Source organism: Flintibacter hominis (assembly GCF_014287965.1).
GTDB lineage: Bacteria > Bacillota > Clostridia > Oscillospirales > Oscillospiraceae > Lawsonibacter > Lawsonibacter aceti.
Window position 1 is genome coordinate 1 of sequence record NZ_JACOPO010000002.1, and the last position, 22972, is coordinate 22972.

Consider the following 22972-nt stretch of genomic DNA (forward strand, 5'->3'; position numbering starts at 1 on the left):
CCGGAAGCCGGCGGCGGGGCAGGTATCCTGGTGGTCGATCTCCACGAAGGAGGCCTCAATGGTCACCTTGGACCGGGGCATCTTGAAGGTATACTTGCCGTCGCCCTTGTCGGTCAGCTTGATCTCGTCCCCGTTCTTGTCGGTGACGGTCAGCTCGTCCAGCTCATAGCCCCCGTCGGGCTTGACGGTGATGGTCACCGTCCGGCCGCTGGAGGCGCTCTTGGGGGACACGGTCACACTGCCGTTGTCAATGTTCTTGTCCACACTGATGGAGTAGCTGCTGGAGCCGCCTCCGCCGCCGCTGCCACCGCCAGTATAGGTCCACTGGGCTACCAAGGTCACATCTTTGGTCACCTGATATTCCTTCTGCTCGATTTTTGTGCCATCCTCATACCAGCCCTGGAATGTATAGCTCCCACTGCGTGTTGGGGTGGGCAGGGTGATGGTTTGATTCGCCTCCACCATCTGGGTAGGCACAGCGTTGCCGCCGTTGCTGTCAAAGGTAACCGTAAACACCGCATCCGTTTTCAGATTATCCGTGTAAGTTACATCAGGCTGTATGGACACATTGACCGGGGTCTTGTTATCCTTACCAGGCTCGCCCAAAACAACGGGCCCGTATGGAGTTTCTTCTGCAGCCCCGCTGTCAACAGCGTTATTTTCGCTAAAGACACAGCCCTCTATTGTCACGCCGTCCAGAGAGGCGTCATTCGTGGCATAACTACCGTCGTCACGGGCTTTGATGTGGAGCGCGGTGCCGCGATTGGCACCGTTTCCGGTAAAGGTACAGCCTGTAAAGGCGATGTCCTCATATGTGCCGTACTTCAGGTTCAGGTCTACGCCGCACATCCAGGTGGAGAAGTTTTCACTTACCTGCTCCGCGTTATCGCCATTGTTCAAGAACTTACAATCAGTAAACGAAGAATCGGTCAGCTTTTCAAGGTAGACGCCCTTAATGTAGCAGTCCTGGATGGTCAGGTCATTCGCGGTGATGGAGAGAGGCTTTTCATTGGTTGTACTGCTGCTGAAATACAGGCCATAGTCAAATCCCTGGATGGTCACGTTGTTCAGCTTCAAGTCGCCAACACCGTAGGCCATGTTATAGGTGCCCAACCCCATATAGGGCGCAGCCATGATCTCACTGGCCACATAGTTTTCGTTGGCAGTTTCGCCAGCCACAATCAGATTTTGGATGGTGAGGGAATCCAGATCCGCTGTGATCTGCAGCGCCGCGCAGTCCTTCGCCGTCAGGGTGTTGCCTTTCCCGTCGATGACGACCGCCTTATTGATCTTAAGAGACTCAGTAATCTCCACTGGTTTCAGCAGAGTGATGATATCACCGTTCTTGGCGGCCTCCACGGCGGCCGCTAAAGTGGTGTAACCCACGTTGCCGATGGAAGCTACGGCCGTGCTCTCATCAACAACCACGTTGCCGCTTTCGTCCTGAGTGGTGCCCTCAGGAAGATAGCCGCTCACATCTACCTTACCGCCGTCGGCATTCTGGAAAGTGCCGCCGGTGACGGTAATATTGTCTGCGGAGCCGTCCAGGTTCTTCTTACCTACGATGGTACCACCGGAAATAGCAGCTTGACTCTGTGCTCCCACCTTAACAGCCGCCGAACTATAGCTGGTAGTTTCGATGGTGCCGCCAGTGATGTTGACAGTATTATTATAGTCGGCGCTTATGCCATAGGCTCCAGATTTGATGCTGCCTCCTCCCACATTCAGTATGGTGGTACCTTTTACAGCGATACCAGTGCCTTTGGTCTCGATCTCGGCCTCGCCGCCAATGTTCACAGTCAGCGCATAGTCGGTGAGGATACCAGTCCCAGTCGAAGTCATCTTGCCGCCGGTCATATTAAACACGATGCTCTCCGAGTCAGTGGAGCCGCTGCTGCTGACAAAGGCAGTATTAGAACCATCGTTTTCGATTAGGCCTCCGGTGATCTTGACTACGGTACCCTTGCCGCGGATGGCAAGGGTAGAATAGCTCTGACTTTTCATCGTACCGCCGTTGATGGTAACAGTCGTATTTTGGGCAGAAGTATAAATGTCCAGAGCATCCTCTATCGCAGTAATCGTACCGCCATTCATGGTAAAGCTGCTTCCATTCCCCTTCAGCTGTAGGGGGTAGCTGCTGGAAGCGTCCTTGATCTCAATTTTGCCGGTGCCAGCCTCAGAGCTATCTTCCAGCGTCAGAGATCCGCCGTTGATCGTGATGAGGAAATAATTAGAGGCATTATAGGTGCTGGTGATACTATAGCCGTTCAGGTCCAGCACGACGGTCGTACCGCTGGCGACAGTCCAGCTCTGTTTCTCACTCACTTCAATGCTTCCGGTCAGTTTGATATTGCCGCCGTTGGTCAGAGCGGCGCCCAGTGCCTCCGCGCCGCTGACCTCAGTCCATCCATCTTCCGTGGTGTCCAGCTCCTGGCCGGACGCCTCTGTGGCCGTGGTCCCGCTGGACTGCAGGTCAACGCTTTCCTCCAGTGCCGCCGCTGGGAACATTGACAGCACCATAATCATCGCCATCAATGTGGACAACAGCTTTTTCTTCATGTTTTTTCTCCTCCTCTTCTGTCCAAATTGGACTAAATGATTATTTGGTCACACATCCGCTAACAGAGCCGACCATCCATGGCATTATTGTAACGCACTCCAAAAGAGAATGCAAGTTTAACAGTATAAAAACCGGACCGTATGAGAATTTTTTCTCCGACGGCTTAACTTTCATACACATTTTTCCAATTTTTTCCTTGATTTTCCTTTTCCTCTTTAAGTACGGGAGAAAAATGTCTGACCTAAATCGCTTTCCGGCGGCTTTCCTATTGACAAAATAATCATTTTGTTACACAATAGGCATATGTCAACAGCAAGAGTCACCGCAAAATAATCATTTTGTCTAGCAGACCAGACGGAGCCGGTCCAGGGTTCGGATGTGTTCCGCCCCGGAGGTCAGCAGATAGATGCGCGTCGTTTCGATGCTGGAGTGGCCCAGCACATCAGCCAGCTTGACGATATCCCCACAGGCCCGGTAAAAGACGGTGGCAAATAGGTGCCGCAGGTTGTGGGGAAAGACCTTGGACGGCTCCACCCCGGCATGATGGCACAGGTTCTTCATCTCTGACCATATCTGTTTTCTGGACAGGCTTTTGCCGCCGCCGGTGCGAAACACCTCGCCGGAGGCGATTTTTTCTTTTCGGGCATATTTTAGAAGCTTGCGGCACAGCTTGCCCGGAAGCAGAATGGTGCGGATCTTCCCCTTTAGGGATATCTCGGCCCGGCCACTCCGGGCGGCCTCCACGGTGAGATAGCGGACCTCAGACACCCGGACCCCGGTGGCCCCTATGGTTTCCAGTACCAGGGCAAGGCGCTCCCGTCCCAGCAGGCGGGCCGTTTCGATCAGGTGTTCATACTCCTCCCGCGTCAGCTCCCGGGAAGGGTCACGGAATGCCCGCCGCTGGACACGCAGCGCCTTCACCCGGCACTCCTGCCAACCAAAGTAGGAAAAGAAGCTGTTGAGCGCGGACAACATTCCATTTATAGTGGCCGGAGCGTAGCGGCAGGACACCAGATGCTCCTTCCATTCGACTGCCTTCTCTCTGGTCACGGCACGTCCGGCCAGCCAGAATACAAAGCGGTCTACATTTCGCAGATAGTTTTCGACGGTGCCGGGGGCGCGCTCCTCCTCCCTCAGATGCTCGCCATACCTGGCAATCTGTTCGGCTGTGATTGTGTGAGCATTCATACTAAGCCCTCCCATCAAAGTAATATTCCTATTTTAACTTGATGAGGCGCTGTTATACGCTCTTATGTTCCCTTTTGTGAAGGCTAAAAAGTGATCAGACAGCAGGCTGCCGACCCTCGCCCGCTCTCAAAAACGCCCCGCCTTGGCTTTTTGCCAAGGCGGGGCGTTTCTACAAAGCTCTGCGTGCCTGGCGACCTCCCCGCTCCAAATTTAATTGTAAAATCCGTTGCGAAATTTTGCGCCTTCCGCTATAATTTACAGTTAGATAGATATGCGTTTCGGCGCGCCGAAACAACACGGCTGAAAAATAGCTTTTCATTTCCGGAGGGACCTCATGAAACTTTTAATCAAAAACGGGCGGGTGGTCCACCCTGTGACCTCCGCCGTCATACTTCAGGATATCCTGATTGAGGACGGAAAGATCGTCCTGATTGAGCGCGGCCTGGAGGCAGAGGCTGACCAGGTCATCGACGCCTCCGGTCTGGCCGTCTCCCCTGGCCTGGTGGATATGCATGTCCACCTCCGGGACCCCGGCCTCACCTATAAGGAGGATATCATCACCGGCTCCAACGCGGCCGCCCGTGGCGGCATCACCGCCATGGCCTGCATGGCCAACACCAGCCCCACAGTGGACTGCCCCGAGCAGGTCCAGTATGTGCTGGACCGGGCCAACCAGGGCTCCGGGGTCCAGATCTTCCCCATCGCCGCCCTGTCCAAAGGGCTCCGCGGGGAGGAGCCCACCGATGCCGACGCGCTGAAAAAGGCGGGAGCCATAGCTCTGTCGGATGACGGGAACAATGTGGACAACGCAAATCTCATGCGGGATGTATTGATCCAAGCCGGTCAGTTGGACATTCCGGTCCTGTGCCACTGCGAGGACACCTCCATGGTGGAGGGGCGGGCGGTGAATGAGGGCAGCGTATCCCGACAGCTTTGGCTGGAGGGACGGCCCGCCATCGCCGAGGAACTGGTGGTCATGCGGGACGCCATGCTGGCCGAGGAGACCGGGGCCCACGTCCATATCTGCCATGTGTCCACCGCCCGCAGCGTGGAGATCATCCGAAAGATGAAAAAGAAGGGCATCCACATCACCTGTGAGACCTGCCCCCAATACTTCACCCTCACCGAGGACGAGGTGCTGGTCCAGGGTTCCCTGGCACGGGTCAACCCGCCCCTGCGCACCGCCCAGGATGTCAAGGGCATCATCGCCGGCCTGAAGGATGGCACCATAGACGCCATCGCCACTGACCACGCCCCCCACTCCGCCGAGGAGAAGGCCCGCCCCCTTGTCCGGGCGCCCAGCGGCATGATCGGGCTGGAGACCAGTCTGGCCATCACGCTGACCCAGTTGTACCACACGGGCAAAATGGAGCTGCCTGAGATCATCCGCCGCATGAGTACCAACCCCTCTGACATCCTCCACCTGCCAAAAGGTCGGATGTCCCTTGGGGTGGACGGGGACCTAACCATCTTCGACCCCAACGAGGAGTGGACCGTTGATCCGGAGCGGTTCGCTTCCAAGGCCCGGAATACCCCCTTCGGCGGCTGGAAGGTCAAGGGCCGGGTGAAATATACCATTGTCAAGGGCCGGGTCATCTACCGCCAGGCCTGAGACATCACATAAACAGAGGAGGAAGGACGCTATGTCTTTTGACGTATTACAGGATAAGATACGCGCCATGAAAAACCCCACCGTAGCCGGGCTGGACGCCCGGATTGAGTATGTTCCCGAACACATCCGCCGGGCCGCTTTTGAGGAGCACGGCGTGGGGCTGAAGGGGGCCGCCGAGGCCATCTACCAGTTCAACGCGGGCCTGATCGACGCCCTGTGCGACGTCGTCCCGGCGGTGAAGCCCCAGTCTGCCTACTACGAGAATCTGGGCTGGCAGGGCATGGAGATGCTGGAGCGGACCATCCGCTACGCCAAGAGCAAGGGGCTGTTCGTCATCGCCGACATCAAGCGGGGGGACATCGGCTCCACCGCCGCCGCCTACGCCGAGGGCTGGCTGTCCGGGGCCAGCATCGAGGGCCAGCAGTTCAAGTCCTTTGACGCCGACTGCGTCACCCTGAACGGATATATGGGCTCTGACTCCATCAATCCCTTCCTGAAGGCCGCCAAGGAGGAGGACAAGTGTGTTTTTGTCCTGGTCAAGACCTCCAACCCCGGCTCCGGCGAGCTTCAGGACATCGTGGCCGGGGACCGGCTGGTCTACCAGGTAATGGGCGACCTCAACGAGCGCATCGCCGCCGGCACCGAGGGCAAATACGGCTATACGATGGCTGGGGCCGTCACCGGAGCCACCTACCCCTCTGACATCCGGGCCCTGCGGAAGCGGCTGGAGCATACCTTCTTCCTGGTCCCCGGTTACGGCGCTCAGGGGGGCACCGCTGACGATGTGCGGTACGCCTTTGACAAATATGGCCACGGGGCCATTGTCAACTCCTCCCGTGGCATTATGTGTGCCTGGCAAAAGACTGGTGGGGACGGCCATGATTTTCAGGAGGCCGCCAGAAACGCCGCCATCGCCATGCGGGATGATATCAAGCAGTTTGTGACCATCGTTTAACGGGAGAAACGGAGGACCCCGCCCCGGTGCGGGAACAAGGAGGCGGTATCATGGCAAATTGTGTCCTATGCGGCCAGAAGCTGGGTATGTTCGACAAGGTAAAGATAGACTTTCATAACACCAAGCAGTCTGTGTGCTCGGACTGTGCCAATCGGCTGGACAATACCGTGGGGCCGGAACGGGCGGAGCTGTTCCGCCAAATTTTGGATTCCCCCTATTTGGAAAACGGGGAGGACATCCGCGCCGACATCAACACTGGCAAGCCCTGCCCTGCCTGCGGCGCCATCCTCCACCGGAAACTGCGGAATTTCTCCATCGGCTCCGACGGGTACGGCGGGCTCTCCTCTTTGGGTCTGCCCAGCTATGAGGTGGACCTGTACGCCTGCCCCCAGTGCGGCAAGGTGGAGCTGTACACCGCCGCCCCTGGCGCCTGGGCCGCGCTGACCGACCAGCCGGAAGCGGAGCAGGTCACCTGTCCCGACTGCGGGACCCGCCACAGCCCCCTGATCGGCTGTCCCAGCTGCGCTGTGCGTCAGGCTGGATTGGGCCGGACTTTCCCCCAGGAGGAGAAGCAGTCTACCAGCAAGAGGTCCAAAAAGGTCCCCTGGGAGAAGTGACTATCCCTTTTCCCGGTTCAACACAGTATAGAAAGCAGAGATGTCTATGAAAGTAGAACGAGAATGTAAGATTGTGTCCAAGGAGCAGGTGGGTGATGCCGTCTATATGACACTGGAGGTGGGAGACATGATCCGCGCCTCCTTCCGGGCCCCCGGTCAGTTCGTCCATATCCGGTGTGGGGAGGGGCTGCTGCTGCGGCGGCCCATCTCGGTGTGCTCCTGTATGGAGGACGAGCCCGACGACCTGTTGTCCATCGTCTTTGAGGTCCGTGGAGAGGGGACCCGGTGGCTGGCCGGCCGGGAGCTGGGGGACAGTCTGGATGTGCTGGGTCTGGCGGGCAACGGCTTTGATCTGAAGCCGGAGGGCCGCTACCTCCTGGTGGGTGGCGGCATCGGCATCCCGCCCATGCTGGGCTGCGCCCAGTACACTGGGGGAAGGGCCACCGCCATCCTGGGAGGCCGCTCCCGGGACAAGATTATTTTAGAGGATTTCTTCCGGGAGGACTGCGCCAAGGTTCTGTGCGCCACTGATGACGGCTCTCTGGGACATCACGGCTTTGTGGATGCCCTGGTCCGCCGGGAGCTGTCTGAGGACAGGGGCTATGACGGAGTGCTGGCCTGCGGCCCCAAGCCCATGCTGCGGAACGTGGCGAAGGTAGCGGAGGAGTTTGGCATCCCCTGCCAGGTGTCTATGGAGGAGCGGATGGGCTGCGGCGTGGGGGCCTGTCTGGTGTGCGCCTGCGACATGGCCGACGGCAGCCGGAAGCATGTATGCAAGGACGGCCCGGTATTTGATTCCAGGGAGGTAGACTGGGATGCCTGATGTGAATTTGTCCGTCACGCTGGCGGGGATGACCATGAAAAATCCGGTGGTGGTGGCCTCTGGTACCTTTGGATTCGGCCGGGAGTACAGCCAGTTTTTTGACCTGTCGGAGCTGGGAGGCATCTGTGCCAAGGGCCTGACTCTGCTCCCACGGGAGGGCAATCCCGCTCCTCGCATCGCGGAAACCCCTATGGGTATCCTCAACTCCGTGGGCCTGCAAAATCCCGGCGTTGACGCCTTTATCACTGAGGAGCTGCCCTTCCTGCGGCAGTACGACACAAAGGTGATCGCCAACATCTCGGGCAACACCCCGGAGGAATACGGCATTATGTGCGAAAAGCTGGCTGGGGCCGGAGTGGACATGATAGAGGTGAACATCTCCTGCCCCAACGTGAAGGCTGGAGGGCTGGCCTACGGCACCCGGCCGGAGCTGGCCGCTGAGGTCACCCATGTGGCCAAGGCCCACGCGGGGCAGGTCCCTGTGATGGTCAAGCTGTCCCCCAATGTCACCGACATCACCGAGATCGCCAGGGCAGTGGAGGGCGCCGGGGCGGACGCCATTTCCCTCATCAACACCATCCGGGGGATGCGGATCGACGTGAACACCCGCCGCCCCATTTTAAAGATGAATACCGGCGGCCTGTCCGGCCCCGCTGTGCTGCCCGTGGCGGTGCGGATGGTGTGGGAGGTGGCCCAGGCTGTCAAGGTGCCCATCTTGGGCATGGGCGGCGTGTCCAGGGGGGAGGACGCGGCCCAGCTGATGCTGGCGGGGGCCAGTGCTGTGGCGGTGGGCACCGCCCTGTTTGCCGATCCCTATACCCCCTTAAAGGTCCGGGACGGGCTGGCCGTCCTCGCCGCCGGGCAGGGCCTTGCGGCGGTCCGGGAGCTGACGGGAAAGGTCCTCCCCTGGTAAGTCGGCCGGGTTGATCTCCTGGAAACCTGCATATACTATCCCATCTCTGTGAAGATGGGAGGATGAGCCTGTGCTCCATCTGGTCATTGAGCGCACCCTGCCCACAGTCATCTCCCTGTGTGAGTTGATGGGCATTTTCGTGGTGGCCGTGTCCGCCCTGGGGGGCTTTTTCCAGTACTGCCGGGGACTGATCACCCACCGGGCGGTCAACATCAAGGCCGACCTGGCCAATGGGTTGGCTACCAGCTTGGAGTTCAAGATGGCCGCCGAGATCCTCAAAACCGTGCTGGTCCGGGACCTGAACGAGCTTCTGGTGCTGGGGGCGGTCATCCTGCTCCGGGCCCTGCTGTCCCTGCTCATCCATTTTGAAATGAGAGGCGGGGGGTGAATGCACCCCCCCCGCCGTACATAAAGGAATGTAGCCTATGACCACCATCTATCTCATCCGCCACGCCGAGGCCGAGGGCAACCTCCACCGGCGCATCCACGGCTGGTATGACGCCTTGATTACAGAAAATGGCTTTGCCCAGATCAAGGCTCTGGAGGATCGCTTTCGGGATATCCACATCGACGCGGTCTGGTCCAGCGACCTGTACCGCACATGTACCACCGCCCGGGCCATCTATGTGCCCAAGGGTCTGCCCCTCCACACTGACCCCCAGCTCCGGGAAATCAATCTGGGGGACTGGGAGGACCAGACTTGGGGGCAGGTGCGGCACTTTGATCCGGCGGGGATGGCGGCCTTCAACCGTAGCGACCCTGCCTGGCGGGCCCCTGGCGGCGAGAGTCTGGCCGAGGCGGGGGATCGGCTGGAGCGGGCCTTGACCTCCCTGGCACGGCAGCACCCCGGCCAGACCGTCGCCGTATTCAGCCATGGCACGGCTATCCGCCAATTTCTCGCCAATGTGAAAGGCATCTCCCCAGAGGACTGGCACACCCTCAGCCACAGCGAGAACACCGCCGTCAACTGCCTTACCTTTGACGGAGAGCGGTTCCAGGTAGTCTTTGACAGCGACGCCTCCCATCTGCCGCCGGAGCTGGCCACCCTGGGTAAGCAAGCCTGGTGGCGGAAGGACAAGCAGAAGGCGGAGGACGTGAACCTGTGGTTCCGCCCCATCCGGTGGGATACCGAGCGGGAGCTGTATCTGGGCGCTCGGCGGGATGCCTGGGAGTCCACCCACGGTCTGGAGATCCCCTTTGATGGCGCGGGCTTCCTCCGGGACGCCCAAAAGCACCTGGACCAGTCCCCCTGGGGGGTGACGGTGGCCATGGCCGGGGAGGAGCCGGTCGGCCTGCTCCAGTTGGACCAGGAGCGGTACAGTACCGACAACGCCGGGTACATCCCCTTCTGCTACATGAACCCTCAGCGGAGGGAGCAAAACTTAGGCGTCCAGTTGGTGGGGCAGGCCGTTTCCTACTTCCGCCCCCTGGGACGGGACAGGCTCCGGCTTCGGTGCGCCCCCTACAACGACCGGGCTCAACATTTTTACCGCAAGCACGGCTTTGTCAAGATTGGGGAGGAAACGGGGAGCCGGGTCCCCCTGGACATCATGGAGAAGTACATCGGCTACCAGCGGTAGGGCCCCCCTCACCCCAGCATCTGGCGGATCAGCTCCTGCCGGAGGCCCAGTCCGAAGGCGTAGTAGCCCCCCTGGAGGTAGCTGCCAAAGTCGGCCAGCTTGGCGAAATAGTCCTCGTACGCCGGGAGCCCCACCGCCGCCTCGATCTGCCGGGCCGCCTGCTCATACTCCCGTTTGGCGGCCTGATAGGAGGGCACCGTGTCCAGAAAGCGCTCCACCGCCTCGGGCACTTCCCCGTTGAGCCAAAAGAGCTGGGCTAAAAGTTGTTGCATTTCTAATTCACCCCACATATAATATATTCGCTTTCAGCGCATATTCATTATATATGCGCAATAAGCGTATGTCAAGAGGATTAGAGAACAGTTATGGAATTTTTTGAACGAATCCGACTGCTCAGAAAAGAAAAGAAAATGACCCAGAAAGAGGTGGCCGCTGCTCTGCATATTGGGTATCGGGCCTATCAATGCTATGAACTGAATCAGCGCTTTCCTGACTTCCACGGCCTGATCGCCATCGCTGACTTCTTCGATGTCAGTCTGGACTATCTGGTGGGCCGCTCGGATGTCCGGGAGCGCCGGTGACCCCCTCCCCCGCACCATAAAATAACGCCGGGACCGTCTGTGGATGGTCCCGGCGCTGTTTTATTCTTCGATGGTCAGCCCCGGCCTCCCCTGCCGCACCCCCTCCACCAGCAGGAGGGCGGGCGGATGGCCCGGCCCGTGGGACACCAGCTTGAGCCGCTTAGGCTCCAGCCCGCTGGCCCGGAGGGTGCACACCACATCCGTTAGCCGTTCAGGCCGGTGGCACAGGGCAAACCGCCCCCCATTCCGCACCAGTCGGGCGGCGGCGGCGCACAGCTCCTCCAGGGCACAGTGTTCCTCGCTCCGAGTGGGACCGCCGCTCCCTCCACTGCCCAGGGAAAAATAGGGTGGGTTGGACACCACCAGGTCAAAGGCCCCGGCAGGCAGAGGCACGGACCGCAGGTCAGCGGGCAGGATCTCCCCCGCCAGACCGTTGCGCTCCAGATTGCTCCGGGCGGTTCGGGCGGACAGGGGGTCCAGCTCCACCCCGGTAAGGGACAGGCCCTCCGCCCTCCGGGCCAGCAGCAAAAGCAGGACGCCGCTCCCCGTTCCCAGGTCACACACCCGCCACCGGGGCCGCACAGTAGCGAACTCCCCCAGGGCAAGGGCGTCGCCCCCCAGTGGAAATACCCCTTCCGGCCAGGAAAGGGTGTAAGGGCCAAGCTGTTCCGTCTTCATGGGCCTTCTCCCTCCTCTCTCAAACAGATAAGAAAAGAATACCACAAAAGAGAGAACTATGGTATAATACGGAGGAATCTTTTGACACTGACAGAGGAGGCGAAGGGCATATGGCCGGAACCTTATATCTGGTCCCCACCCCCATTGGCAATCTAGGGGATATCTCCCAGCGGATGGCGGACACCCTGGCTCAAGCGGACTTCATCGCCGCCGAAGACACACGGGTATCCATCAAACTGCTCAATCACCTGGGGCTGAAAAAGCCCATGGTGTCCTATCACCGCCACAATACCGACAGCGGCGGCCGGGCGGTGCTGGACCGGCTGCTGGCTGGAGAGAATTGCGCCCTGGTGACCGACGCAGGGATGCCCGCCATCTCCGACCCCGGCGAGGAGCTGGTGGCCCAGTGCGCCGCCCTGGGGATCCCAGTGTGTCCCATCCCTGGTCCCTGTGCCCTGGTAGTCGCTCTGGCGGCCTCCGGCCAGCCCACAGGCCGCTTCACCTTTGAGGGCTTTTTGCCCATGAACAAGAAAAACCGCCGCTCCCACCTGGACTCCCTTCGGGGGGAGGAACGGACCATGGTGTTCTATGAGGCCCCCCACAAGCTGGCTGCCACCCTCCGGGACCTGGCGGACACCTTTGGAGCGGACCGCCCCATCTCCCTATGCCGGGAGCTCACCAAGCTCCATGAGGAGATCCGCCGCGCCACCCTGGGGGAAGCGGCCGACTACTATCGGGACAACACCCCCAAGGGGGAGTTCGTGCTGGTGGTCCGGGGCTCAGAGCCGACGGAGGAGGGCGAGGTCACCCTGGAGGACGGGCTGCTGCTGGTGGACCGCCTGCGGGGAGAGGGACTATCCCTCCGGGACGCTGTGCGCCAGGCGGCTAAAGAGCTGGGCCTGCCCCGGAAGCAGCTCTATGACCGGGCCGTGGACCGATGAAAAACAAACAGGCAGTCATCCGTTTGGATGACTGCCTGTTTTTGTCTTCACTCCAGGTCGGACTGGCTCAACAGCTGAAGGCCCGCGGCACATTTGCGGCAGACATTTTTCCCCCGGAATGAAAAAATGTCCTTCTCACTGTCACAAAAGACGCAGGAAACCTGATACTTTCTCAAAACGATGCTGGGCCCGTCCATATAGATCTCCAGCGGATCTTTCTCCTCGATCCCCAAAGTACGGCGCAGCTCGATGGGCAGTACGACCCGGCCCAGTTCGTCCACTTTCCTCACGATACCGGTGGATTTCATCGCTCTCTTCCTTTCTATATATTTCTCCGGCCCACGGGGAGGGGGCCGGCGGATTGTTTGAAATCATTGTATTGGTTAAAGTTTACTTTGTCAATGTTTTCCTGTCGAAAAAGGGCGAAAAGGAAAAATTTACCTGATATTTTCCTAATTTTTGTCCCATATTTATCCAATTCTCAAAAGGCAGGCATACCGGCCGGGGCCCGCCCGTATAAATGGGGACAAGAGGGGGTGGGCAGTATGACGATGACGGTAATCTGGACAGGGATGGTGGTCATCTCTGTGCTGTGCGGTCTGGCCACCGGCCGAGGGCCGGAGGTGGCCGCCGCCGCGGTGGAGGGCACCTCGGCAGCGGTGGAGCTGTGCCTCTCCATCGCCGGGATGATGTGCCTGTGGACCGGAGTGATGGAGGTCATGCGCCGGTCCGGTCTGGCCAATCGGCTGTCCCGCCTGCTGGGTCCGGTGCTCCGACGGCTCTTTCCCCAGATGGCCCGGGATCGGGCGGTGATGGACAGCATCTCCGCCAATGTTTCGGCCAACCTTCTGGGACTGGGAAATGCCGCCACTCCCCTGGGACTGGAGGCCGCACGGGGCATGGCCAAAAAGAGCCCCGGCGTGGCCTCGGACAGTTTGTGTATGCTGGTGGTGTGCAATACCGCCTCCATCCAGCTCATCCCCACCACAGTGGCCACCGTGCGGGCGGCGGAGGGGTGCGTCTCTCCCTTTGACATTCTTCCAGCGGTGTGGCTGGCTTCCGCCCTGTCTGTGAGTGTGGGGATTCTGATGTGCAAAATCTTGGCAAAGCTCTGGCCAGAGTGAGTTTGGCTTATTCCAGCCGCCGCCTGTTTTTTCCCCTTGAACCCCATTCAAATCTGTTTCCGTCAGGGAGGTCTTCCGGACTGTGCAGCTCTTTTTCAACATGATTGTCCCCTTTACCATCTGTGGGGTGGCCCTCTATGGGGCCTTTCATCGGGTGGATGTGTACTCCTCCCTGGTCCAGGGGGCGGGGGAGGGCCTGTCTACTCTGGTCCGCATCGTCCCCTCTCTGGTGGGGCTGATGACGGCGGTCTATATGCTCCGAGCCTCCGGCGCCCTGGAGCTGGCCGCCCTGGCTCTGGCCCCTCTGCTGGAGCGGGTGGGACTGGACCCGGAGCTGCTGCCCCTGATGCTGGTCCGGCCCATCAGCGGCTCCGCCGCCCTGGGTGTAGGCGCGGAGCTCATTTCCACCTACGGTCCCGACTCCCAGCTGGGCCGGACGGCGGCGGTAATGCTGGGCTCTACAGAAACCACCTTCTACACCATCGCCGTCTATTTCGGGGCCGTTGGCATCACCCGTACCCGGTACGCTGTCCCGGCGGCCCTTTGCGCCGATCTCACCGGCTTTCTGGCCGCCTCTTGGGCTGTGGGCCTGCTGTTTGGAGGATAAGAAAGAGGATGCGGGAGCCGTCCCGCATCCTCTTTTTGCTATGTATCGTCCTCTTCGGTCAGCTGCTGTGGGTCCGGAGGCACCAGGGGCTCATCGTGCTCCAGGGGGTCAAAGTAATCCTGATCCTGGATGACAGGCTTGCGGTGCCGGGCGATGGCGACGATAGTGGCATAGAGCACAATGGCCACCAATCCGCCGGAGAAGCCGTTGTTGTACAAGTTCATCCCCGCCACTGGGGAGCCGGTATACAGCACCACCGAGGAGTGGATGAAGCCGGCCAGCACTCCATAGGGCCAGCCGAAGTACCCGGACACCGGGGCCAAGGTGGTGCAGAACAGGCAGGCCAGTTGGACCGCCGGGTCATTGAGAGACCAGTGCATCACAAGGCTGCCCAAAAAGACGCCTCCCATCACTGGGATGATATTGAAGGCATGTTTACCAAAGGCGGAGAAACCCATGATGGTCAGGATGCCGCCGATGGTCGGACCGTTGAGTTCGCCCCCTCCGGCCAGAATAAAGGTCATCCCAATCAGGCCGTTGACTCCCGTGTTGATAAGCACTGGGGCGGCGCCGAACATACGAAGATAATCGCTGGGGGCACGGCCGCTGGTCTGGAGCAGACGACGGTATCCCGCCCACGCCGCCCACACCGGCCTTTTGCAGAAAAACAGCCCGGCCAGAATCAGCAGCAGGCACAGGGCGGCCAGCATGGGGGCGAAAATATGGTCATAGCCAGTCGCCCACCGATAGTAGGTGGTGGGATCGGCCCCCATGGAGCTCATGAGGGGAACCAGGATAAAGGCCACCAGCCCACAGGCAAAGCCGATGTTGTACAGGTTCATACCATTTTGCACCTTGTAGGTATAGGCCGAAAGCGGCGGCATAATGAAGCCAATGAGCACTCCTACCAGTACCCCGGAGGCGGGGGTCCCCCAGCCGTTGTCCAGGGCGATGTAGCTGACCACTGGGGCTAGGGCGGTAGCCATCAAGCCAGTGGCGGCGTATTTGCCGAAGGGCTCCTTCCGGCTCTTGGCATACAGCCAGCTGCCCAGCAGGATAGGCCAGATGTTCACCGGGTTTTTGCCGAACAAGGAAAAGCCGGACATCAGGCCGATGACCACCAGGCTCATTCCGTTCAGGGGCTCCCGTGAGGCCCGGAGGACCAGAATGGAAATGGCGGTCACCAAGGCGGAGTTGACCAGGGCCGGCCCCGGCCCGGACACTAGGATATAGTCGGTGATCAGGGCGTCCTCCGTGAGGACGATACGGGCCAGGCCGGACAGCACATCCCTGGGACCGGCCCACACCAGACCAGTAAAAAACAGGATAGCGGTGTAGATCCATAGGCAGGGGTACATCTTTTCATAGCGCCAGTGGTGATGTTCCAATGGACAGGCCTCCTTTCTTTCCGGGGGCGGGTCAGTTCAGGGAGCGGAAATAGGCTCGGGTCTGATCGGCGTTGCGTCCAATCTCGTCCGCCAGGGCCTCCAGGGAGGGAAACCGGCGCTCTCCCCGCAGGCGCTTGAAGAACTCCACCCGGATCTCATGGCCGTACAGGTCCCCATCAAAGTCCAGGATATAGCTCTCCACTGTCACTCGGCCGTCGTTGTCCTCTACCGTGGGCCGGACGCCTACATTTGTCACGCCGTTCCGGCACTGGCCGTCGAACCAGACGCGAGTGGCGTACACCCCAAAGGCCGGGACGATAACCCCTGCCGGCACCCGCAGATTGACCGTGGGAAACCCCAGGGCGGAGCCGCCGATCTTCTTCCCATGGGCCACCCGGTCGGTGAGCGTATGGGGGTGGCCCAGAAACTCCCCAGCCCGCTCCATCTCCCCCTGGGCCACCAGGGTACGGATATAGGTGGAGGAGATGGTGATGCCGTCCTGCTCCACCCTGCCGATGATGTCACACCCCAGGCCGAGCTGGGCGCATTTCTCCCGCAGCCGCTGGGGATTTCCTTTCCCCATATAGCCGAAGTGGAAGTCATGCCCAGCCACCACATGGACCACATTCAGCTCCCGAACCAGATAGTCGGTGATAAAATCCTGCCAGTCCATCCGCTGCATGGCGTCAAAGGAGGCCACTATCACCTCCTGGATGCCGTAGTACCGGCGCATGAGCCAGATCCGATCTTCCACACTGCTCAACAGCGGGACCATCTGTCCAGTGATGACGGCGGTAGGGCTTCGGTCGAACGTAAATGCGCAGGGAGCGGCCTCCAGCTTGTCGGCGGCAGTCCTCACCGCCCGGAGCAGCTCTCCGTGGCCCAGATGAACCCCGTCGAAAAAACCCAGGGCAATCACACGTTTTGGTTTATCTGCCATATCTCTTTTCTCCTCTGCCGCCCGACGGCGTGCGTCCGGGCGCTGTTTCCATAGGGGGCCAGTCAAACCTGGAAAAAACTTTTGATTGTCGTCAGCTTGCCGCTCCCAGCCCGACACAGGGCCAGAAATTCACCATTCTGGCCATACACCCGATATTCTCCGGTCGCTAACCTGGGCATAACCACTGTCATGCCGTTGCGGACTTTCCGCTCTGCCGCGGGGTCTAGGACCAGCTTCTCCCGGTCAGCAAAAAAGGCGTCCACAGGGCGCAGCAGGGCCGCTGGGTCGGCCGCCTCCCCTGCCTGGTCTAAGGTCAGGGCATCCTCCAGGCCGAAGCCGGCAGCCATTGTCCGCCGCAGGGAGGACATACATCCGCCGCAGCCCAGGGCCATCCCGATATCGTGGCACAGGGTCCGGACATAGGTGCCCTTGGAGCACCGCACCCGGATGGTAAACTCGTCGGGGGCGCTCTGCCCTTCCACCATAAGGGAGCGGATGGTCACCGGCCGGGGCGGCCGCTCTACTTCCCTCCCTTTCCGGGCCAACTCGTAGAGCTTTTTTCCATTAATCTTAATGGCGGAATACATGGGAGGCACCTGGAGGATATCTCCCCGAAACTGCCCCAGCACCTCCTCCAGCCGGTCCGGCGTAACGGAAACCGGGCGCCGCTCCTCCACCTGGCCGCTGGTATCCTGGGTATTGGTGATAACTCCAAGTTTTAATCCAGCAATATATTCTTTATCGGACTTATCAGCAAACTCCACCGCCCGTGTGGCCCGGCCGACGAACACCGGGAGCACTCCGGTCGCCATGGGGTCCAGTGTGCCGGCATGGCCCACCCGCTTCTCATGAAGGATACCTCGGAGCTTGGCACACACGTCCATACTCGTCCAGCCCTGTGGCTTATCGATGATAACGATCCCATTAGCCATTCCGCACCTGCTCAATCGCGTCGATGACTGCCTGACGGGCCTGGGCCATAGTACCCTGAATGGTGGCTCCGGCGGCGGCGGCGTGGCCGCCGCCGCCCATCCGGGCGCAGACGGCGCTGGCGTTCAGGTCCCCTGGGTCGGTACGAAGAGACAGCTTGCATACCCCCGGCTCCAGCTCCCGCAGGGTCACCCCGGTCTTGACGCCCTCCACTTGGCCCACAAAGGCGGAGATATCTTCGATATCCCGCTCCTGGGCCCCTACCTGGGAGAGCATATCCAGAGTCAGAAAGACCAGCGCCGTTTCTCCTCTATCCCGCAGTTCCATCCCGGCGGCCAGCAGTCCCTCCAGTTTCAGCCGCTTGAAGGACTTTGTCCGGAAATGCCGCCGATTGACAGGATAGGGGTCAAAGCCGCTGTCCATCAGGTCGGCGGCGACACGGTGGGTGGCGGCGGTGGTATTGCTGTAAACAAAGCAGCCGCAGTCTGTGGAAACGGCCACATACAGGGCCTCCCCTATCTCTGGAGAAATCTGGCAGAAATGTTGTACGATCTCATACATCAACTCGCCGCAGGCGGCTTTTTTTTCATCCAGACAGGTATCATGGGCGAAAAACTCTTGGGACGGGTGGTGGTCGATGGCCAAGTCCACCCGGTCTACATATTTCACAGCATTATCTGGAAACAGGGAGCGGGCGGCGATATCCACCGAAATCACCGTTTTGGGCTCATAGCCCGACCGGGCCAGCAGTCCCTCCAGATAGGGGGTAAAAAGGGAGGTAGCCTCTGGATTTTCCAGCACATAGGCCTCCTTCCCAACCCGGCGCAGAGCCCGGCACAGGCCGGCGGCACAGCCGATGGTATCCCCGTCGGGACGCAGGTGGGTCAGGATCAAAAAGTTATCGCGGGCCATTAAAAATTCGGCCGCCTGTTTGGCTGTCATCGGTCCTCATCCTCCTGATAGGGGTTGTCCGGGTTGACCGGCTTGACCACCTCAGGGTCCCGGAGCAGCTCCAGGATGTGGGCTCCCTTGACAATGGAGTCGTCCTGGACAAAGGACAGCTCTGGGGTGTAGCGCAGCTGGAGCGCCCGGCCCAGCTCCCGGCGCAGATAGCCGGAGGCGGACCTCAGCCCCTTGAGCACCTGGGCGCAGTCCCCCTTGTCCAGTACGGAGATATAGACCTTGGCGTACCGCAGATCCGGTGTGGTCTCCACCGCCGTTACTGAGATCATGCCGGTAACCCGTGGATCTTTTACATTGGGGATCAGAGAAGCCAGCTCCCGCTGGATCTCCTCATTGATCCGGCCGATTCGATTGCTTGCCATAAATGTTTCCTCCTTTTGGGGATGTCTTCGGGCAGAGGTTCACCGCTCCTCGTCCTGAAAGCCCAGCAGATAGTCGGCGGACACCTGGTAGTGCTCGCAGATCAGAGCAAATTTTTCAAGGGTCGTACTTCTCTTCCCGGTTTCCATATCACTAATCTGTGTAATAGTCACATCTAATATAGCAGCCAAATCTCCTTGGTTTTCATTGGCCCGCTTTCGAAGTATCCGCAGACGTTCCCCGAATTGATTTTTATTGAACACAAAATTCCCCCTTGACTTTTAGCTAAAAGCTGATATACTAAAGATGATTAAGCTTATAGCTAAATTTACGTGAGGTGAATAGGATGACTATGCTCTTTGAACTCTTGTACCATTACTGGTGTGTCCCGTACGACCCGGAGCGTTTCCCGGAATACCTACGCAAAGATCCGGTCCACGCCTATGGGCAGTACGCCTTTGAGGAGGGCTTTAAGCTGGGGGCCCAGCTGACCTGCCTCTCCCTTCACGATCCGCATATGCAGACGCTGGAATAAGCGGCACAGGGCGGGCACTTTGTGCCCGCCCTGTGCCGTATTTATTATACAATGATTTTTTGAATATTAAAAGAGAAATTTTCAGGCCGGGGGCGCCTTCGGCGGCCTTTTCCCTTAAACCTCAATCTGTTCCATAACGAAGGCCTCGATAATGTCGCCCTCCTTGATGTCCTGGAACTTCTCAAAGGTGATGCCGCATTTCCCCACGGGATGTCCCATCCCGCGGGGACCCCTTTGATTTGAAATGCTCGGGCGGAATAAATCCGCCCTCCGCAAATCTCAGCCTTTGGCTTCGATTTTACGCGCCAAAGGGCGCGCCCCGCTACGCGGGGTACTCATGCGCCATCAGCGCTCCACTTCCTCCATCAGGAAGGCCTCAATGACGTCGCCTTCCTTGATGTCCTGGAACTTCTCGAAGGTAATGCCGCATTCGTAGCCGGCGGCCACCTCCTTGACGCTGTCCTTGAATCGCTGGAGGGAGGCAATAGCGCCATCGTAGATCACGATGTTGTCCCGGAGCAGGCGCATCTGAGCGTTGCGCTGCATCTTTCCGTCCAACACATAGCAGCCGGCCACCATGCCCACGCCGGTGATACGGAACACGTTGCGGACTTCGGCCCGGCCCAGCTCCACTTCCTTGAACTTGGGCGCCAGCATCCCCTTCATGGCCGCCTCGATCTCGTTGATGGCGTCGTAGATGACCCGGTACATCCGCATATCCACATGATTGCGGGCGGCGTTCTCCTTGGCGTTGGCGTCCGGGCGGACATTAAAGCCTACGATGATGGCCCCGGAGGTGGTGGCCAGCATCACGTCGCTCTCGCTGATAGCGCCTACGGCGCAGTGGATGACCCGGACCCGGACCTCCTCGTTGGACAGCTTCTCCAAGCTGGCCTTCACCGCCTCGGCAGAGCCCTGGACGTCGGCCTTGACAATGACGTTTAGATTCTTCATCTCTCCGGCCTGAATCTGGCTGAACAGATCTTCCAGAGATACCTTGCCTACAGGGGAGGAGGCCGCGTTCTTCTGTTCGTGCTTGCGCTGCTCCACCAGTTCACGGGCCATGCGCTCGTCGGCCACGGCGTGGAAGTCGTCGCCAGCGCCGGGCACCTCGCCCATGCCGATGATCTCCACAGGGACGGAGGGACCGGCCTCGGTCAGCTTCCGACCCTTAGCGTCGGTCATGGCGCGGACACGGCCTACGGCGGTTCCGGCGATGATCACGTCGCCCTGCTTCAGGGTCCCGTTCTGGACTAGCAGGGTGGCGATGGGGCCGCGGCCCTTGTCCAGCCGGGCCTCAATGACCGCGCCGTGAGCGGAACGGTTGGGGTTGGCCTTCAGCTCCCGCATCTCGGCGGTGAGGACCACCATGTCCAGCAGGTTGTCAATGCCCATGCCTGTCTTGGCGGAGATGGGACAGACAATCGTTTCGCCGCCCCACTCTTCGGGCACCAACTCATACTCGGTGAGCTGCTGCATGATGCGGTCGGGGTTGGCGGTTGGCTTATCCATCTTGTTAATGGCCACAATAATAGGGATCTCGGCGGCCTTGGCGTGGTTGATGGACTCCACGGTCTGGGGCATAATGCCGTCATCAGCGGCTACCACCAGGATGGCCACGTCAGTAATCATGGCGCCACGGGCCCGCATGGCCGTAAATGCCTCGTGGCCGGGGGTATCCAGGAAGGTGACCGGGCTGCCCTTTACCTCCACCTGGTAGGCGCCGATGTGCTGGGTGATGCCGCCCGCCTCGCCGGACACCACGTTGGCGTTGCGGATGTAGTCCAGCAGGGAGGTCTTGCCGTGGTCCACGTGGCCCATGACCACCACCACGGGGGCACGGGGCTCCAGATCCTCGGCCTTGTCCTCGGCGGTGTCGATGAGCTTCTCCTCGATGGTGACGATGACCTCCTTCTCCACCTTGCAGCCCATCTCCTCGGCGATGATGGCGGCGGTGTCGAAGTCGATGATCTCGCTGAGAGAGGCCATCACACCGTTTTTCATCAGGCACTTGACCACCTCGGCGCCCGTTTTCTTCATCCGGGAAGCCAGCTCGCCCACGGCGATCTCGTCGGGGATCAGGACCTTGACCGGAGCCTTCTTGGCGATCTCAAGCTGGAGGCGGCGCATCCGGTCCTGCTCCTCCTGCTTGCGCTTGTTGCCGAAGGAGCCCGCCTGCTTACCGCCCCGCTGGCGCTGGGCGTTGCGGCCCTGGAACTTCTGCTTTCCACCCCGGTCCTGCTGCTTCTGATCCGTAAAGGACTCCAGGCGCTCGTCGTACTTATCCAGGTTGACGGTGCCACTGCCCCTGGTATCCACCACCTTCTTCTCCCTGGTGGTGGGGCGGGGCGCCGACTGCTGCTGCTTGGCCTGATGCTGCTGAGTCTGGGACTGGGGCTGGGGCTGACGGCCCTGCTGAGGCTGGGCGGCCTGCTGGCCCTTCTGCTCGGCTTTGGGCTGCTCCCTGACCTCTGCCTTAGGGGCGGAGGGAGCGGGCTTTTTGGCATCGGGGTCATGGTAGATATCAGCATAGACCGATTCAATGGAGTCAATCTGGTTATTTTGAGTCAGATACTCAAAGACGATGGACAGCTCCTCGTCGGTCAAGGGCTGCATATGGTTCTTAGGCGGGTGTCCATACTGGGTCAAGATGTCCATGACCGCCTTGGAGGGCAGGTCCTTGCCTCCCTTTTTAAAATCCTTTGCTACTTTATGGAGCGGATATTTTATCATCATAGATAGAAGCCACCTCGTTTCTTAGCTATCATGCCGGAGCTTACCAGACAGGCGCCGGCCGCCGGGGCCTGTCTTGCGGGTACGGTCAGTCCGGCGGCCGCCGGTCTTGGCCAAACGGGGCCCGCTCCCCTCTTGGGGAGCCTTGGGTCCAGCTTTTTTCCTGGCGGGGGCAGGGGGGGCCTCCTCCCTCTTGGGAGGCGGGGCCCAGGGCTTTCGTTTGCCCTCCCGCAGGTTTTTCTCGTGCTGCCGCTTCTCCCGCTGACGCTGGAGGGCCCGGTCGGCCTTCTCCCGGATCTGCTGGGAGGCTGGGCCGTATTTTTCCGGATCGCGGGCGGCCAGCTTCTCCAGGATGGAGGCGGCAAAGCCCGAATCTGCCAGGGCGACCATGGCACAGGACGAGCGGCCCAGCGCCAGCCCCAGTTCCGCTTTGGAAAAGGGGAGGGCCAGCCAGAGCACGTTGCCCGCCTGGCCGAAATGGGCGGCCCTTCGGCAGGTGTTAGGGGCGGCGTCAGCGGCCAGCAGCACCAGCTTGGCCTGCCGGGCCCGGCACAGGGCCCCAACCGGCTCCTCACCGACCTCCAGCCTGCCGGCCTTTTTGGCCAAGCCCAGCAGGTGGAGGATGGGATCATTAGCCATCCGCCGGCACCTCCTTCATCTGCTCCTCCAGCCCAGACCAGACCTCATCGGGCATCTGGGCGGAGAAAGCCCGCTCCAGTGCTCTGGCCTTTCTGGCCTTTTTCAGACAGTCTGGATTGGGGCACAGATAGGCTCCCCTACCGGGCAGCTTGCCCTTAAAGTCCAGGGACACCTTTCCCTCAGGGGAACGGACCACCCGGATCAGCTCCATTTTTGGTTTCATTTCCCGGCAGCCAAGACATTGGCGCATGGGAATCTTCTTGGGCACGGTCCGCACCACCCTTTTGGTCAGAGTTGAGAGCAGC

General features: G+C 60.2%; 26 protein-coding genes. 12 read left to right on the top strand and 14 right to left on the bottom strand.

The features are described from left to right. Window positions 1-2559, bottom strand: a 2559-nt coding sequence (locus tag H8S11_RS13855; protein ID WP_243200918.1) for an InlB B-repeat-containing protein, incomplete at its 3' end; no start/stop codon positions are given. A gap of 343 nt (window positions 2560-2902) precedes the next feature. Further along, window positions 2903-3748: a tyrosine-type recombinase/integrase gene (locus tag H8S11_RS03135; protein WP_186852168.1), complete on the bottom strand. Its 846-nt coding sequence runs from the start codon at window positions 3746-3748 to the stop codon at window positions 2903-2905. 334 nt (window positions 3749-4082) lie between these two features. On the opposite strand from H8S11_RS03135, the gene H8S11_RS03140 reads away from it, so the two are divergent. From H8S11_RS03140 to H8S11_RS03170, 7 genes are all read left to right on the top strand, one after another. Continuing rightward, window positions 4083-5360 (top strand): dihydroorotase, encoded by a 1278-nt coding sequence (locus tag H8S11_RS03140; protein WP_147570943.1) that lies wholly within the window; start codon window positions 4083-4085, stop codon window positions 5358-5360. 31 nt (window positions 5361-5391) lie between these two features. Next, the gene (gene pyrF / locus H8S11_RS03145) at window positions 5392-6315 is read left to right on the top strand and encodes an orotidine-5'-phosphate decarboxylase (RefSeq protein ID WP_186852169.1); all 924 of its coding nucleotides are present in this window, start codon (window positions 5392-5394) and stop codon (window positions 6313-6315) included. Window positions 6316-6365: 50 nt separating this feature from the next. Next, on the top strand, window positions 6366-6932 hold the full coding sequence (locus H8S11_RS03150) for a hypothetical protein (RefSeq protein WP_186852170.1): 567 nt from the start codon (window positions 6366-6368) through the stop codon (window positions 6930-6932). Window positions 6933-6978: 46 nt separating this feature from the next. Next, window positions 6979-7755, top strand: a complete 777-nt coding sequence (locus H8S11_RS03155) for a dihydroorotate dehydrogenase electron transfer subunit (protein ID WP_147570946.1) — start codon at window positions 6979-6981, stop codon at window positions 7753-7755. Continuing rightward, entirely contained in the window at window positions 7748-8668 is a 921-nt protein-coding gene (locus H8S11_RS03160; protein ID WP_186852171.1) for a dihydroorotate dehydrogenase, read from the top strand. The genes H8S11_RS03155 and H8S11_RS03160 overlap by 8 nt, the downstream gene beginning before the upstream one ends. Before the next feature lie 70 nt (window positions 8669-8738). Next, a complete protein-coding gene (locus H8S11_RS03165) occupies window positions 8739-9056 on the top strand; it encodes a DUF1622 domain-containing protein (RefSeq protein WP_186852172.1) in 318 nt (105 codons plus the stop codon). A gap of 37 nt (window positions 9057-9093) precedes the next feature. Then, a complete protein-coding gene (locus H8S11_RS03170) occupies window positions 9094-10248 on the top strand; it encodes a bifunctional histidine phosphatase family protein/GNAT family N-acetyltransferase (RefSeq protein WP_147570949.1) in 1155 nt (384 codons plus the stop codon). Window positions 10249-10256: 8 nt separating this feature from the next. Here the strand turns inward: H8S11_RS03170 and H8S11_RS03175 are convergent, their stop codons facing one another. Beyond that, complete coding sequence (locus H8S11_RS03175; protein ID WP_147570950.1) at window positions 10257-10520, bottom strand: hypothetical protein; 264 nt, start codon at window positions 10518-10520, stop codon at window positions 10257-10259. Between the two features lie 93 nt (window positions 10521-10613). Here H8S11_RS03175 and H8S11_RS03180 point away from each other — a divergent pair, with 93 nt between their 5' ends. Continuing rightward, window positions 10614-10829: a helix-turn-helix domain-containing protein gene (locus tag H8S11_RS03180; RefSeq protein WP_147570951.1), complete on the top strand. Its 216-nt coding sequence runs from the start codon at window positions 10614-10616 to the stop codon at window positions 10827-10829. Between the two features lie 60 nt (window positions 10830-10889). Here the strand turns inward: H8S11_RS03180 and H8S11_RS03185 are convergent, their stop codons facing one another. After that, complete coding sequence (locus H8S11_RS03185) at window positions 10890-11507, bottom strand: tRNA1(Val) (adenine(37)-N6)-methyltransferase (RefSeq protein ID WP_186852173.1); 618 nt, start codon at window positions 11505-11507, stop codon at window positions 10890-10892. A 110-nt stretch (window positions 11508-11617) separates the two neighbouring features. Here H8S11_RS03185 and rsmI point away from each other — a divergent pair, with 110 nt between their 5' ends. Further along, complete coding sequence (rsmI, locus tag H8S11_RS03190) at window positions 11618-12448, top strand: 16S rRNA (cytidine(1402)-2'-O)-methyltransferase (protein ID WP_186852174.1); 831 nt, start codon at window positions 11618-11620, stop codon at window positions 12446-12448. A 47-nt stretch (window positions 12449-12495) separates the two neighbouring features. Here the strand turns inward: rsmI and H8S11_RS03195 are convergent, their stop codons facing one another. Further along, complete coding sequence (locus tag H8S11_RS03195; RefSeq protein WP_186852175.1) at window positions 12496-12756, bottom strand: AbrB/MazE/SpoVT family DNA-binding domain-containing protein; 261 nt, start codon at window positions 12754-12756, stop codon at window positions 12496-12498. A 237-nt stretch (window positions 12757-12993) separates the two neighbouring features. On the opposite strand from H8S11_RS03195, the gene H8S11_RS03200 reads away from it, so the two are divergent. Continuing rightward, a complete protein-coding gene (locus H8S11_RS03200; RefSeq protein ID WP_186852176.1) occupies window positions 12994-13572 on the top strand; it encodes a nucleoside recognition domain-containing protein in 579 nt (192 codons plus the stop codon). Window positions 13573-13672: 100 nt separating this feature from the next. Further along, a complete protein-coding gene (locus tag H8S11_RS03205) occupies window positions 13673-14179 on the top strand; it encodes a spore maturation protein (RefSeq protein ID WP_147571160.1) in 507 nt (168 codons plus the stop codon). Window positions 14180-14217: 38 nt separating this feature from the next. Here the strand turns inward: H8S11_RS03205 and H8S11_RS03210 are convergent, their stop codons facing one another. From H8S11_RS03210 to H8S11_RS03235, 6 genes are all read right to left on the bottom strand, one after another. Beyond that, window positions 14218-15567, bottom strand: a complete 1350-nt coding sequence (locus H8S11_RS03210) for a DUF1576 domain-containing protein (RefSeq protein ID WP_240286860.1) — start codon at window positions 15565-15567, stop codon at window positions 14218-14220. A 31-nt stretch (window positions 15568-15598) separates the two neighbouring features. Continuing rightward, window positions 15599-16507, bottom strand: a complete 909-nt coding sequence (gene ribF, locus H8S11_RS03215) for a riboflavin biosynthesis protein RibF (protein WP_147571003.1) — start codon at window positions 16505-16507, stop codon at window positions 15599-15601. 62 nt (window positions 16508-16569) lie between these two features. Continuing rightward, complete coding sequence (gene truB / locus H8S11_RS03220; protein ID WP_186852177.1) at window positions 16570-17439, bottom strand: tRNA pseudouridine(55) synthase TruB; 870 nt, start codon at window positions 17437-17439, stop codon at window positions 16570-16572. Then, entirely contained in the window at window positions 17432-18379 is a 948-nt protein-coding gene (locus H8S11_RS03225; protein WP_186852178.1) for a DHH family phosphoesterase, read from the bottom strand. Before H8S11_RS03225 ends, truB begins: the two co-directional genes overlap by 8 nt. Further along, window positions 18376-18762, bottom strand: coding sequence for a 30S ribosome-binding factor RbfA (rbfA, locus tag H8S11_RS03230; RefSeq protein WP_186852179.1), 387 nt, complete (start codon window positions 18760-18762; stop codon window positions 18376-18378). Before rbfA ends, H8S11_RS03225 begins: the two co-directional genes overlap by 4 nt. Window positions 18763-18801: 39 nt before the next feature. Next, window positions 18802-19023: a helix-turn-helix domain-containing protein gene (locus H8S11_RS03235; RefSeq protein ID WP_186852180.1), complete on the bottom strand. Its 222-nt coding sequence runs from the start codon at window positions 19021-19023 to the stop codon at window positions 18802-18804. A gap of 89 nt (window positions 19024-19112) precedes the next feature. Here H8S11_RS03235 and H8S11_RS03240 point away from each other — a divergent pair, with 89 nt between their 5' ends. Beyond that, window positions 19113-19295, top strand: coding sequence for a hypothetical protein (locus tag H8S11_RS03240; protein ID WP_186852181.1), 183 nt, complete (start codon window positions 19113-19115; stop codon window positions 19293-19295). A 345-nt stretch (window positions 19296-19640) separates the two neighbouring features. Here H8S11_RS03240 and infB read toward each other — a convergent pair whose 3' ends face one another. Genes infB through rnpM form a run of 3 tightly spaced genes read right to left on the bottom strand, consistent with a single transcriptional unit; the run spans window position 19641 to window position 22935 of the window. After that, complete coding sequence (infB, locus tag H8S11_RS03245; protein WP_186852182.1) at window positions 19641-22031, bottom strand: translation initiation factor IF-2; 2391 nt, start codon at window positions 22029-22031, stop codon at window positions 19641-19643. Between the two features lie 21 nt (window positions 22032-22052). Then, the gene (locus H8S11_RS03250; protein WP_186852183.1) at window positions 22053-22667 is read right to left on the bottom strand and encodes a ribosomal L7Ae/L30e/S12e/Gadd45 family protein; all 615 of its coding nucleotides are present in this window, start codon (window positions 22665-22667) and stop codon (window positions 22053-22055) included. After that, on the bottom strand, window positions 22660-22935 hold the full coding sequence (gene rnpM, locus H8S11_RS03255) for an RNase P modulator RnpM (protein WP_186852429.1): 276 nt from the start codon (window positions 22933-22935) through the stop codon (window positions 22660-22662). The genes H8S11_RS03250 and rnpM overlap by 8 nt, the downstream gene beginning before the upstream one ends. Window positions 22936-22972 lie beyond the last annotated feature (37 nt).